The following is a 13,226-nucleotide window of genomic DNA, read 5'->3' on the forward strand; positions in this document are numbered from 1 at the left end:
CGCTGACAATGCAGTTCTTAAGCGTGGAAGTACAAGCATAAGCACTTGACAGCGGTGTATCTGTCGCTTCATGCTGTTTATGCATGCATTTTCAAGCATAAGGAGCAAAAGTGGCTGGACCCCGCCGGACGCAACCACGTTCTGAGGCGACTATGCCTGAAATTTCACGCATAGGCCGAGCGTTGGCGGAGCGCCGGATCGCGTTACGACTCACCCAACAGACGCTGGCCGACCTCGCGGGTGTGTCCCGTTCCAGTGTCCAGGCGCTGGAGCGGGGGAGCGGCTCGATCAAGTTCGGCTCGGTCGTCGATATTGCCGACGTCCTAGGGATGCATGTCGACGTCGGCGTAGCGGCCAATCGATGACACCAACACGGCTTGACCTACGCGAGATTGCCGACGCCGACGTTTATATCGGTGACGAGCTCGTTGCTCACTTGGTACGCGGGCAGCACGACACGGTCAGCTTCGACTACGTTACCGATCGCCGCGTTGGCGACGCGAGCGTGCGTGACCGGTCGGTGTCATGGTCACTGCTGCGCACGAGCCGGTACCCCTTTGTCACCACAGGCGGCGCGGTTCCAGCGTTTTTCGCGGGCCTCCTTCCTGAAGGGGTCCGGCTGGGTGTGGCGACCTCATCGACAAAGACCTCGGCGGATGATCACCTCACGCTTCTGTTGGCGATCGGCGCCGACACGGTCGGCAATGTACAGGTGGTGCCCTCCGGTGCTGATCGGGTTCGACCGTTGCCGATGTTCGACCCTGAGCACGACACCAACTTTCATGCCGTGTTCGATAAATTGGTCGGATCGGTTGATGCAGACCCTGTCGGAATCGCAGGAGTCCAGCCCAAGGTGAGTGCTGCGATGATGTCGACGCCGACGCTGACTCGCTCCGGCCCAGCGATCCTCAAGCTCAATCCCACGCAATATCCGTTGTTGGTTGAGAATGAGCACTTTTTTATGCTGATGGCCGCTGCATCTGGATTGCGAGTCGCCGCAACATCTTTGCTGCACGACGCTGACGGGCGCAGTGCGTTGTTGGTGAGACGATTCGACCGCGATGGAACGACGCGCGTCGCTCAGGAAGATGCCTGCCAGGTCGCCGATATCTACCCGGCCTCCAAGTACCGCATCAAGGCCGAAACCGCTATCGGTACTCTTGCCGAAGCATGTGCGCGCGGCGGCGGCTCTAAGCCGGCGGCAGCCCTGGAATTGTTGAAAACCGTTGTATTCTCCTGGGTTATCGGCAATGGCGACCTGCATGGCAAGAATCTGTCGATCTACGATCCCGACGGCGTGTGGCAACCAACACCTGCCTATGACCTGCTGTGCACCCAGCCCTACATGCGGTGGCGTGATCCCATGGCGCTGAGCCTATATGGGCGTGCAAATCGGCTTGCTCGTCCGCATTTCGTTGAAGCTGGCGAACGCCTCGGTGTGCGACCACGCGCCACAACGCGGATGATCGATTCAATCATCGACGTCGCGCAGGATTGGCCTGATCGATGCGGCGACATCGGATTCGACGATCGCCAAACCGAACTCCTTGCACAAATGCTGCACAAGAGAATCGGCAGCCTCAAATAGGCCGCGGCTACTTGCCCCCTAACGACGCGCCTACAAGTCGCCCAGGTCGTCGGGCACGTCCACGGCATACTCGCGGAGCACCTCCAGCGGGACCATGTCCAGAGTGCGTTCGTGGGTAGCGGCGAGCACCACCGGGGCCGCGTAGCCGTCCTGGTGGGCCCGAAGCCAGTTCAGCGCGGTGACACACCACCGGTCACCGGCAAGGAGCCCGGGGAACCGGTACTCGGGTCGCGGTGTCAGCAGGTCATTGCCGATGGAGCGTTGGTGCTTGAGGAACTCGGTGGTCACGACCGCGCAGATGGTGTGGACGCCGATGTCCTCTGGCCCAGTCGAGCAGCAGCCGTCGCGGTAGAAGCCGGTGACAGGGTCGTTGCCGCATGGTTCCAACGGGCCGCCCAGCACGTTGCGATCAGGCATCGACTCTCAGCGCCCGAGCTTTTCGCGGACTGAATCGGTGAGAAAGCGTCTCGCCGATACCGGCCGGAACGAGCGGGCCGCGTCGGTCAGCGCGTCTCGGGAATCCGCCGGAAGTTCGATATCGGCGGCGGCCACGTTGAACTCGAGCTGCTCGACGCTGGACGCACCGGGAATAGCGACGACGCCCGGCAGGCTGATCAGCCAAGCCAGCGCCACCTGCGCCGGCTGGGCGTCAACTTCCGCGGCGACGGCACGCAACGTCTGCAGCAGCGGTTCGACGCGGCGCAGATTCTCGGTGCCGAACAGCCGATTGAGCGCACGAACACCACCCGGCCGGTTGTCGACCCCGTACTTGCCGCCCAGCAGTCCCTGCGCCAGCGGACTATAGGCGATGATGACGCGGTTCTCGCGCTCGGCGAACGGAACCAAATTGTCGAGTGGGCGGGGATATGCGAGCGAGAAGTGCACCTGGTTGCTGATGACAGGTCGGCCGAGCGCAGCATCAGCCTTCTGCCATCGCGCGAGCGAATAGTTGGAGACACCGGCCGCGCCGATGTCGCCGCTGTCGAGCAAGTCACGCATCCCGGGCATGATCACCGAATCCGGCACCACCGGGTTGGGCTGATGGATCTGGTAGAGCGGGATGCGCTTCAACTGCAACCGCCGGGCGCTGGCGCGCTCGCGCTGCTTGACCACCGCCGGGAATGGCGCGACCGGCATGATCTTGCTGGCCACCGCAACCTCGGCGCGCTGGTCGCCGAGCGCTTCGCCGAGGATGCGCTCGCTTTTGCCGAACCCGTAGACCTCGGCGGTGTCGAACAGCGTGACCCCCAGGCCAAGTGCGCGCTGCACGATCTCGTGAGCGGCCCCCGACGCGTACTGGTCGCCGTAACCCCACTCGCGTGAGCCGAACTGCCAGGTGCCCAGCCCGATCCGACTGACCCGGCCGATTCCGTCGACGTCCAGATATTTCATGCGCCCCACGGTACTGGCCTGACCTTCTCCGCCCAACGCAATACCGAGTTCTTCAGACCGGTGGCAGATACGCTGTGCCTGCATCGGGGTCGTTACAAGAAAGGGCGAATATGTCAAGGACAGTGGTGATCGGCGCATCGAGCGGGCTCGGGCGCTGCATTGGTGTCGGCCTCGCGCAGCGCGGCAACCACGTCGCACTGCTCGCCCGGCGTCGTGAGCGTCTTGAGGCTGCCGCGAAGGACGCCGGGTCGGACGCGATCGCCATCGAATGCGATGTCGCCGACGAGGCGTCCTGCCGTTCGGCCATCAGCGATGCTGCCGACGCGCTGGGCGGCATCGACAACCTCATCTACACCCCGGCGGTGGGGCCGCTCGTGCGCATGGTCGATACCGATGCGGAAACCTGGCGGCGCGTCTTCGAGACCAATGTCATCGGCGCGGCGCTGGCGACGGCGGCCGCGGTGCCACACTTGACGGCCTCCGCAGGCAAAGCGGTCTATCTGTCCTCTGACGCAGGCACTTTCGGCCCGCCCTGGCCCGGCCTCGGCGCGTATGGCGTGAGCAAGGCTGCACTCGAACGACTCGTCGACGCCTGGCGAGCCGAACATCCAGACATCGGCTTCACCACGTTGATCGTGGGAGAGTGCGCGGGCGGCGAGGGCGACGCGCAAACGGGAATGAACATCGGCTGGGATCCTGAGCTCGCCATGCAGGCCGTCCCGCTTTGGATGTCGCGCGGTTGCATGCCCGGCAAGTTGATGCCCGTGGAAGACCTCATCGACGTCGTGCACACGATCCTGCGTGCCGACGCGTCGACATCGATGCCGGTCGTGGTTGCCAGAGGCGCGCCCGCCGGGGCCGCAGCGTTTCCGGGCGCCGGTTAGCCGCAACCGCGTAGACTGCCAATCTCATGGCCATTCGGCGCGCGGTTCTCCTCATTGCCGATATCAGCGGGTACACGAACTACATGAATTGGAACCGGCTGCATCTGGTCCACGCGCAGTTCACGGTAGCCACGCTGCTGGAGGCGGTCATCGATGCCGCCAAAGGCCTGAAGCTGGCGAAGCTGGAGGGCGACGCCGCGTTCTTCTGGGCACCAGATGGTGACGCCAAAATGCTGGTGTGCGAGCGGCTGACGCGGATGCGCCAGTCGTTTTTCGCGCGGCGCGACAAGCTCAAACGGGACCACAGCTGCGAGTGTGCGAGCTGCTCGCAGCTGGACAACCTGTCGCTGAAGTTCGTCGCCCATGAGGGCGAGGTCGCAGAGCAAAAGGTGAAGCGCCACGCCGAGCTCGCCGGGCTCGACGTCATCCTGGTACATCGCATGCTGAAAAACCAAGTGCCAGTGGCGGAATACGTACTGATGACCGACGTGGTGGCACAGCGCCTCGACGAGCAGTTCCGCCAACTTTGCCTGCCACTGATTCACGACTTCGAGGGCATTGGACAAACGTCCACCCACTACATTGACCTGGCCGCATCGGGTGCGCCGGTGGCGGTGGCCCAGCGCAGCCCTTCCAGCCGGCTGGGAGCGAAGCTGAAGTTGGAGTTGAGCGCGCTGCCGTTCATGTTGGGCATCAAGGAAGCCTGCGCGGACTTCCGTAATCTGGGCCGCGGCTCTGCGAACATGCCGAAAGTCTGAAGGAGGTCTGATGGCCGAACTACGCATCGAGCGCACGATCGCGGCGCCTCCGGAACGGGTCTTCGACTGGTTGGCCGACCCGGCCAGTTTGACCGCCGCCCCGCCAGTCCTGCGGGCGAAGTGGGAGAAAGGCTCGTCGGGACCTGCCGAGGGGGCGGTACGACGGGTGATCGGGTTGGGAACTTGGTTCCGCGAAGAGATCACCGCCTACGACCGGCCGCGAAGCTACTCATATCTCATCCGCCGCTCCGTCCCACCGTTCGATCACGAGGGCGGCACACTGACGTTCACCCCGGAGGGCGGCGGCACCAAGGTCGTCTGGCTGACCCGCTACAGCCATCCGGCTTACGTGGGCGGCAAGTTGCTGGAGCCGGTCAGCAGTCGGCTGCTGCACTCGAGCTTCTCGGCGATTCTCGCCGGCTGCGCCAAAGCGCTGGAAGCGTAATCGGTCACCGGACACAGTCATGACGACGACAGCGAGCCAGGTCGTGGCGTTGGCCAAAGGGATGCGCGAGCTCGTTCGGGCCGAGGCGGCCGAATCGGAGCGGAACCGCACCCTGACCGCCCCGATCGTCGACGAGATGTGGGCCAGCGGCCTGATGTCGGCTTTCTCTCCTGTCGCGGCCGGTGGTGTCGAACCGTCGTTTGCCGAGATGATCGAGGCGTGGATCGAAATGGCTTGGCAGGACGGCTCGTTCGGCTGGGTCGGCATCGCGAACCTGCCGTCGACATTCGCGGCCGCCGCCTATCTCCCCGACGACGGTTTCGCCGAGGTGTTCACCGCGCACGACAACCGGGTCACGATGGGTGGCCAGTTCTTCCCCAACGGGCAGGGTGTCGCCGTCGACGGCGGGTACCGGTTGACCGGGTCGTGGAATTTCGGCTCCGGCATTGGGCATTCGCAATACATCGCGGCGGGGTTTTTCCCGATGGACAACGGCGAGATGCGCTGGGTCAGCGACGGTATACCCGATATGCAGGTGGCTGTCATTCCGCGCGAACACATCACGTTCAATGACGGCTGGCATGTGCAGGGACTCAAGGGAACTGGATCCTATGACTACAGCGCGCAGGACGTGTTCGTGCCGCGCAGCCGAACCTTTCCGTTGTTTCGCCGTGAGCCGTACCGCGGTTCCTCGCCGGCCACCCGGATGGGGCTGATGTCGGTAACCGCTGCCGGTCACGCGTCGTGGGCCCTCGGGGTGGCCAGGAGCATGCTCGACGACGTCGCCGAATTGGCGGCCACGAAATACCGGATGAGCGATATGGGGGAGTCGTTGGCCAGTCGCCCGACCTTCCAGAAGGGTCTTGCCCACCATGTCGCGGCCTGGCGCGCGGCGCGGCTATTGGTACTTGATGCGTTCAGCACCGCCGAGGCTGCCGTCGCTTCCGGTGAAGACCTGACGCCGGCCCTGCGGGCTGACATGCGGGTGGCCGCCGTTTATGCCACCGATACGGCCCGCAGCTGCGCCGAATGGGCTCATCTGGCCGCCGGAACCACTGCGATCCGTGAGGGCAGTCGTCTCGAACGCGCTTTTCGCGATATGTACACCGGAACTCAGCACGCCTTTATCAGCGAAAAGGTGGCCATCGATGCGGCGCAGATTTGGCTCGGCATCATCGAGGACCAGTTCGGTCTCTGAGCAGCCGTGGTAGACGACCCGGGAAGTGGGTAGACAACCTGACCATGATGGCTTCTAGCGACCATCCCGAGGCGATCACGCTCGGCCTGCACGACGCGGCGCCGTCCCACCTGATGGACACGATGGCCGAGGACGTCGAGCTCGAATTAGGTTGGGGCCGACTCATATTCGGTCAGACCTTTGCCGATTTGGGCAAGCTGACCGAGGCGCTGCGATGGGAAGGGCCGGGGCGGCGCGACATTTGCATCTACCCGCGTGAGCCACACGTGGTGGTCGCCGGATCGCCGAGCGAGTTCTTCATCGATCCCAGCCACACCTATCGACTGCGCTTCAAGGACTCTGACCCCGACGACATGGCTCCGTCGCCGACCGGCCTGACGGTACGCACGTTGACGGAGTCCGGCGACGCCGATGCGATGAATCGGGTTTATGTGCGCTGCGGAATGGTTCCGGCGCCAGTCGACACGATCTGGAACAACCATCGGCACGCTCCGGCGGTGACCTACCTGATGGCGGTGCGTGACGACGACGGCTCGGTAGTCGGAACTGTGACTGGTGTCGACCACGAGTTGTTGTTCTCCGATCCGGAGCAGGGGTCCAGCATGTGGGCCCTGGCGGTGGATCCGGCTGCCGCGCTGCCTGGCGTCGGCGCAGCGCTGGCTCAGGCGATGGCTGAGCACTTCCGCAGCGAAGGCCGCGCCTATCTGGACCTGTCCGTCGCGCACGACAACGCCGCGGCCATCGCCCTCTACGAGAAACTGGGTTTTCGCCGCATCCCGGTGATGGCGATCAAGCGGAAGAACGCGATAAACGAGCCGCTGTTCACTCCATCGCCCGAGACGATCGACGACCTCAACCCGTATGCGCGGATCATCGCCGAGGAGGCGCTGCGCCGCGGAATCCGCGTGGAGATCCTGGACGCGGAGGTCGGCGAGATGCGGCTCACGCACGGTGGGCGCAGCGTGATCACCCGCGAGTCGCTGTCCGAATTCACCTCGGCGGTGGCCATGTGCCGGTGCGACGACAAGCGGTTGACCCGGCGCCTGGTCTCTGAGGCGGGCATCACGGTGCCGCGCGGCCGCGTGGCCACCTTCGACGACGCCGACTACGCCTTCCTGACCGAAGTCCACGAGGTCGTCGTCAAACCCACCCGCGGAGAGCAGGGCAAGGGCATCACGGTCGGCGTCACGGTCGACGACGGTCCCGACGAGCTTGCCGCCGCGTTGACCCGGGCGCGCGAGCAACATCCGGAAGTGCTCATCGAGGAGCGAGTGGCCGGCGACGACCTGCGGTTGGTGGTCATCGACGGCAAAGTTGTGGCCGCCGCGCTGCGACAGCCCGCCGAGGTGATCGGCACGGGCGACCACAACGTGCGGGACTTGATCCAAGCCGAGAGCAGGCGCCGCTCCCAGGCCAGCGACGGCGAGGCCAGCATCCCGCTCGACGAGGTCACCGAGGCGACGGTCGCCGACGCCGGGTGGACGTTGGATGATGTGCTGCCCGAAGGCACTCGGCTACGGGTTCGGCGCACCGCCAACGTGCACCAGGGCGGCACCATCCACGACGTCACCGCAAAGGTGCACCCCGAACTCTGTCGGGTAGCCGTCGCTGCGGCCGAGGCGATCGGAATCCCGGTGACGGGCATCGACCTCGTGATTCCCGACGTCACCGGCGATGACTACGTCTTCATTGAAGCCAACGAGCGGCCAGGGCTGGCCAACCACGAGCCACAGCCGACCGCCGCGGCGTTCGTCGACTTCCTCTTTCCAGGTCAGCCCGCCCCGCCCCAGGCCTGGACCCCGGAAGAGTCGCAACCTGACCGTGACTGACACCGCGGTTCGGCCTACGCCCGGCTCCCCGCAAATGGCGTTAGGCTGGCGACACGCGAGTTCTGACCGGCAACGCAGGAGGACGACCGCGACGCGGTGACCGGGAATGGGGAAGAGCAGATGCGTCATCTGACGGCCGCGTTCGTCGTTGTGGGCGTGTGCCTTCTCACCGCCGGGTGCGGCAGCGGCGACGACCACGGCGGCGCCAAATCGACGACAACTACCACCACATCTCGCATTCCGCGTCCAGTTGTCGAGCGCGAACTGGGGCCATTGCTGCTCGCCCCTGAGCAAATCAACCCCGTAATGGGGGCGACAGAAATGAAGATCACCAGGAAACACGACACGATGTCCGACGACAGCGCAATCATGGAGCCGCGGGAGTGCTTGGCCGTCGACAGCGCGGCGCAGGCCCAGGTCTACGCCGACAGCGGCTTCACGGCGATGCTCGATCAGGCCTTCAACGACGGCGACAACTTCACCCACTACGCCGAGCAGGCGGTGGTGTTGTTCCCGATCGCCAAACAAGCCAACGCCTTCTTCGCCGCCTCCGCCAAGCAGTGGCCGGAATGCCACCAATACCGTCACATCCAGTCCGGCACGAAATGGACTGCCGGGCCGATATCCAACGCCAACGGCGTCCTGAGCCTGATCGCCAGCCAGCAGGATCCCAGAGAGGGCGGCTGGGCCTGCGGGCGGGCGCTGGCGGTACGAAACAACGTGATCGTCGACGTCAACACCTGCAGCGGCGACCCGAAGAACTCGGCGGTCGACATCGCCAACCAGATCGCCGCCAGAGTTCCGAACCAGTAAGGGCGTCGCTCAGTCGGTGTCGGCGGGGTCGAGCAATCGGACTTCCTCGAGGTCCATCGCCGACTGCAACTCGCGCAAGACGATGTCGTCGATCCGGTTTTGATCCCGAAGCTCGGTGACGGCTCGGCGCTTGTGCTCGAGCACGCCCAGGCGCACCCGTCGTATCAGGTCGTTCTGCTCGGCCGTGCCGCTGGTGTCGGGGTCGTCGGCGCTGGCCATGACGAGCGCCGCGCTTTCTTCGTATTCCGCATGCAAACGGTCCAGTAGTTCACTGCCGAGGCCGATCTCATCGGCGACCACCGGCAACGCTTCAATCGCCGCCGCGGCGCTGCGAGATCGGGCCAGTTGCAATTCCTCAGCGTGCGTAGTGTCTTCGGGCATTCGCGCCCAGCGGACCACGAGTGGCAGCGTGCTGCCCTGGACCAGGACGGTCACCAGAATCACCACGGACACCACGAAGATGATCAGGTTGCGGTCCGGGAATGCGGCTCCGCTGTGCGTGGTCAGCGGAACGGCCAACGCCGCGGCAAGCGACACGGCGCCACGGAATCCCGCCCAGCTGGACACCACGCGCTGACGCCACCCGGTCCGACGGGCCTGCTGCACCGCACGCCGGTCGACGGTCCGGATCAACGCAGTGGTGGCTTCGACCCAGACAATTCGGGTGGTGATCACGACGCCGGTGACGGCGAGCGCCAGGAGCACCGCGTGGCCCAGTCCGGCACCGACATTGACGATGCCGTGCAACGCGCCGGGGATCTGAACCCCTACGAACACCCACAGCGAACCGTTGAGCAAAAACGTCGCAATATCCCAAAACGCGAACGACTGCAAGCGCGAGCGGGCCCGGATCACCCGCGGCCCAACATAAGTGAGGACCAAGGCCGCCACCAGGACGGCGACCACACCGCTGCAGTGCATCGTTTCGGCGAGCAGGAACGCCGCGAACGGTGTCAGCACGCTCAGCGCGCCTTCCTCAAGCGGTGCATCGATTTTGCGGCGCAGCAAGGTCACCGCCGCGCCGACCGCCAGCCCGGCGGCGATGCCGCCAAGATATGAGCCGGCAAAACGGCCGACGAGGGCAGCCGGACCGATCGCGGGGCTGCCGGTCGCGACGGCCACGGTCACGGCGAACAACACCAGCGCAGTTCCGTCGTTGATGATGCTTTCGGCGCGCAGCACGGTCAGGGGGCGACGGGGCAGGTGCTTCGCCAGCCCGGCCACGGCCGCGGCATCGGTCGGCGAGAGCACGGCACCGAGCACCGCCGTCGCGTGCGACTCCATCCCGAGCGCTCGCGCCGTCCACGACACCGCCACCGCGGTGGCAATCACCAAGCCGACACTGAACAAGACGATGACACGCAGGTTCGCCCGGATCTCGCGAAAGCTGGTGTTCATGCTCTCCCAGTAGAGGATCGCAGGAAGGAACAACAGCAGCACGATCTCCCCGTCGAGACGGGTGTCGCCGAACCGAGGGATCAGGCCCAGTAGAGCGCCGAGCAGGATGAGCAATACCGGCGGTCCAACGCGATAGCGCTTGCCCAGAACCGTTCCCACCACCACGGTGGCGACAAGCGCAACGACGACGACAAGTCCGAACACCAGGACATCTTCCGGTACGAGCCCACCATCGGGGCGAGCGCCCTGCCGTACTTACTTTTGCTGCAGCGACATCACCTTGTTGCTGTGGCCGGCAACGTAGACAGTGCCATTGCTGTCGACGGCCAAACCCCACGGAAAATCGAGACCGCTGAACGGCAGTTCGACTTGCGCCGTTGAGCCGACGGGAAGTTTCAGGGTCCGGTTGTTTTGGCTGTCGGTGACATAGACGGCGCCGTCGTTGTCCACTGTCACGCCGCCGGGTTCGTTGAGGCCCCGGAAGGGCAGTGTGGATTGACTGCTGGAACCAGCGGGCAACGCCAGGATTTGGTCGTTACCGCCATCGGCGACGTAGATCGTTCCGTTGCTGTTCACCACGACGCCGGTCGGAGCGTTGAGGCCGGTGAACGGAAGCTCGGTCTGCCGGTCCGAACCAGCGGGCAGCGCCACCACCCGGTTCTTCGCGGTGTCGGTCACATAAACGGTCCGGCTGTTATCCACCGTCACGCCGGTCGGATTGACGAGATCGGTGAATGGCAGTTGGGTCTGGGTTGTCGAGCCCGCCGGTAGCACCACGACTCGCTTGTTGCCGGCGTCGGTGACGTAGACCGTTCCGCTGTTGTCCGCGGTGACACCGGTCGGATAGTTGAGTCCGTCGAACGGTAGTACGGCCGGGGTGGTGGAACCCGCCGACAACGCCAGCACCCGATTGTGCAATGTGTCGGCGACGTACACCGTTCCGCCGCTGTCGACCGACACACCTTGCGGCTCCCGCAGGCCGGTGAAGGGTAACGCCGACTGCTGCGCGTCGCCGGCTTTGGAGCCGCCACCGCCCAGCACGACCATGCCCGCGATGAGCACAATGACGCCAAGTACGGCGGCGGTCGAGATGAGCACAGGTTTGCGCCGCCACCACGGCTGCGACGGCGACGGCGTCGCCTCGGGCAGGTGCGCAGGCACGGGCTGCGGCCGCGGCGTCGCGACGGCGTTAGGCAGCCGGTGCTGGATTGTCGCGGGGCTGGCCATGGGCTGCGGGTTCGGGGTGTGTGGTCGGCCGCGTTTGTCGAGACGGGCCTGCCGGCTTCCGCGAGGGGGAGGAGCCGGCTGGGTGCGAGCAGGCGCCGGCGGCGTGGTGACGGCGTCGTAGGCGGCCCGCGCCAACTGCACGGCGGTGCCGTACCGGTCGTCGGGATTTTTGGCCATGCCCGTGCCGATGACCGCATCGAAGCCTCCGGGCAGCCCCGGGTCGGTGATCGAGGGTCGTGGCGGCGGCACTGTCAAGTGGTTGGTGAGTTGTTGCTCCAGGCTGTCACCGGGGAACGGATGCGCCGCGGTCAAGCACTCATACAACACACAAGTCAATGCGTAGATATCCGAACGCGCATCGACGGGGCGGGCGTCGAGTTGCCCGGCGCTGAACCGCTCCGGGGCCATGTAGTGGAAGGTCCCGATCACGTCGCCTGCTGTTGTCAAGCCCAGTTCGCCTGCCGCGCGGGCGATTCCGAAATCGATCAGATAGGCAAAATCGTCGTCGTCGAGCAATATGTTGGACGGCTTGACATCTCGATGCAGCAGCCCGACCTTGTGCGCGGCATGCAATGCCTTGGCGATCTGATCGACGATGTACACCGATCGTTGCGGCGGCAGCGGGCCCCGGCCCAGCAGGGACTGTAGGTCACGGCCTTTGATCAGCTTCATGTCCACGAACAGCCGTCCGTCGATTTCCCCGTGGGTGTGAATCGGAATGACGTGCGGGCTGTCTACCCGTGCGGCCGCATGGGCTTCTCGGCGGAACCGCTGCTGGAACACCTCGTCGCGGGAAAAATCGGCGGGCAGGATTTTGATCGCGACAATCCGGTCCATCACCGTGTCATGGGCACGCCAAACCTCGCCCTGGCCGCCGCGGCCCAGCAACTCGATCAGCCGGTACTTCCCGAACGAAGTCCCCTGCAACGGCCCTCCCACAGCAACTTGTCAGCAATTGGCAGCACCATAGCGTGCCAGCAAGAACAGGCGCACGTTTTTAGGTAGCTAAGCGCCCGGCGCGGTTACCACCGGGTCAGCGTAAAGGGATAGCTGTCAGTTCCGCCCGGCCCGTCGCCGATTGCGGTGAGCACCGCGCTGAGTGCCAACGTCTTCACGAACCACTCCGTTCGTCTCGCACGCAATTCGCCTGAATACTAAGCGTTGATAGCAGCGGACTGCACCGAAGCGTCAAAAGCCGCTGTCCTCGAATACGGCGAGACGCGCGCGGTCAGTGCGAGCACGCGGTGCGGGCGGGCTGGCCGGTGGCGGTCATGTTGGTCACCACGTCGCCATCGACCAGGATCGCGCAGGTGATCGAGCCGGGGCCTTCGGCGCTGAGCACGAACACTTGGGTACTGAACGCGGTGAACTGCGTCGTCCACGGCAATGTCACATTTGCCTGCTGCTGCTGCCCAGTGTCGGTTTGATACGAGATGTATTCGGCCACAGGAGAAGTGCCACTTACTACGTAACGAATTTTCTGCAGCTGCGGTACTGCGTTGGCCACGCCGACAGCACAGGTACCCATGGCTACGGTGAACGCGGCAAAGGTGGCGAACACAGTGCGGCCCGTGAAACGCGTCATCTGGATGCCTCCGGTTCAGGGACGGTTACCGGCCTTATGGTGGCACTCAGGCGCCGGTTATCCAGCGTTTTTGCATCTTTTGCGGACGCCCGACCGTGTGGGCGTCGCT

The 13,226-nt window shown here is 64.9% G+C and carries 13 protein-coding genes; 8 read left to right on the top strand and 5 right to left on the bottom strand.

Going from position 1 to position 13,226, the window contains the following annotated elements; genetic code table 11:
• Positions 1 to 152 precede the first annotated feature (152 nt).
• The gene (locus tag AC5Y42_RS11145; protein WP_499898070.1) at positions 153 to 365 is read left to right on the top strand and encodes a helix-turn-helix transcriptional regulator; all 213 of its coding nucleotides are present in this window, start codon (positions 153 to 155) and stop codon (positions 363 to 365) included.
• Positions 362 to 1,588, top strand: coding sequence for a type II toxin-antitoxin system HipA family toxin (locus AC5Y42_RS11150; RefSeq protein WP_499898071.1), 1,227 nt, complete (start codon positions 362 to 364; stop codon positions 1,586 to 1,588). The genes AC5Y42_RS11145 and AC5Y42_RS11150 overlap by 4 nt, the downstream gene beginning before the upstream one ends.
• A 30-nt stretch (positions 1,589 to 1,618) precedes the next feature.
• Here the strand turns inward: AC5Y42_RS11150 and AC5Y42_RS11155 are convergent, their stop codons facing one another.
• Positions 1,619 to 2,005 (bottom strand): DUF2237 family protein, encoded by a 387-nt coding sequence (locus AC5Y42_RS11155; RefSeq protein WP_499898072.1) that lies wholly within the window; start codon positions 2,003 to 2,005, stop codon positions 1,619 to 1,621.
• A 6-nt stretch (positions 2,006 to 2,011) separates the two neighbouring features.
• Positions 2,012 to 2,980 (bottom strand): aldo/keto reductase, encoded by a 969-nt coding sequence (locus AC5Y42_RS11160; protein WP_499898074.1) that lies wholly within the window; start codon positions 2,978 to 2,980, stop codon positions 2,012 to 2,014.
• A 122-nt stretch (positions 2,981 to 3,102) separates the two neighbouring features.
• Here AC5Y42_RS11160 and AC5Y42_RS11165 point away from each other — a divergent pair, with 122 nt between their 5' ends.
• The 6 genes from AC5Y42_RS11165 (at position 3,103) to AC5Y42_RS11190 (ending at position 8,907) form a co-directional block, all read left to right on the top strand.
• Positions 3,103 to 3,864 carry an SDR family oxidoreductase gene (locus tag AC5Y42_RS11165; RefSeq protein WP_499898075.1) on the top strand — a complete coding sequence of 254 codons (762 nt, stop codon included), beginning with the start codon at positions 3,103 to 3,105 and terminating at the stop codon, positions 3,862 to 3,864.
• A 26-nt stretch (positions 3,865 to 3,890) separates the two neighbouring features.
• Complete coding sequence (locus AC5Y42_RS11170; RefSeq protein WP_499898077.1) at positions 3,891 to 4,622, top strand: DUF2652 domain-containing protein; 732 nt, start codon at positions 3,891 to 3,893, stop codon at positions 4,620 to 4,622.
• A gap of 10 nt (positions 4,623 to 4,632) precedes the next feature.
• A complete protein-coding gene (locus AC5Y42_RS11175; RefSeq protein ID WP_499898078.1) occupies positions 4,633 to 5,067 on the top strand; it encodes an SRPBCC family protein in 435 nt (144 codons plus the stop codon).
• A gap of 19 nt (positions 5,068 to 5,086) precedes the next feature.
• Positions 5,087 to 6,265: an acyl-CoA dehydrogenase family protein gene (locus AC5Y42_RS11180; RefSeq protein ID WP_499898080.1), complete on the top strand. Its 1,179-nt coding sequence runs from the start codon at positions 5,087 to 5,089 to the stop codon at positions 6,263 to 6,265.
• A gap of 44 nt (positions 6,266 to 6,309) precedes the next feature.
• Positions 6,310 to 8,094 carry an N-acetylglutaminylglutamine synthetase gene (ngg, locus tag AC5Y42_RS11185; protein WP_499898081.1) on the top strand — a complete coding sequence of 595 codons (1,785 nt, stop codon included), beginning with the start codon at positions 6,310 to 6,312 and terminating at the stop codon, positions 8,092 to 8,094.
• A 120-nt stretch (positions 8,095 to 8,214) separates the two neighbouring features.
• A complete protein-coding gene (locus AC5Y42_RS11190; protein WP_499898083.1) occupies positions 8,215 to 8,907 on the top strand; it encodes a sensor domain-containing protein in 693 nt (230 codons plus the stop codon).
• A gap of 9 nt (positions 8,908 to 8,916) precedes the next feature.
• On the opposite strand, the gene AC5Y42_RS11195 is transcribed toward AC5Y42_RS11190, so the two are convergent.
• The 3 genes from AC5Y42_RS11195 to AC5Y42_RS11205 form a co-directional block, all read right to left on the bottom strand.
• Positions 8,917 to 10,509, bottom strand: a complete 1,593-nt coding sequence (locus AC5Y42_RS11195; protein ID WP_499898084.1) for a Na+/H+ antiporter — start codon at positions 10,507 to 10,509, stop codon at positions 8,917 to 8,919.
• A 51-nt stretch (positions 10,510 to 10,560) separates the two neighbouring features.
• The gene (locus AC5Y42_RS11200; protein ID WP_499898085.1) at positions 10,561 to 12,459 is read right to left on the bottom strand and encodes a serine/threonine-protein kinase PknD; all 1,899 of its coding nucleotides are present in this window, start codon (positions 12,457 to 12,459) and stop codon (positions 10,561 to 10,563) included.
• Between the two features lie 301 nt (positions 12,460 to 12,760).
• The gene (locus AC5Y42_RS11205; protein WP_499898147.1) at positions 12,761 to 13,060 is read right to left on the bottom strand and encodes an MmpS family transport accessory protein; all 300 of its coding nucleotides are present in this window, start codon (positions 13,058 to 13,060) and stop codon (positions 12,761 to 12,763) included.
• Between the last annotated feature and the right edge of the window lie 166 nt (positions 13,061 to 13,226).

The organism is Mycobacterium sp. NGS48, from assembly GCF_059812585.1.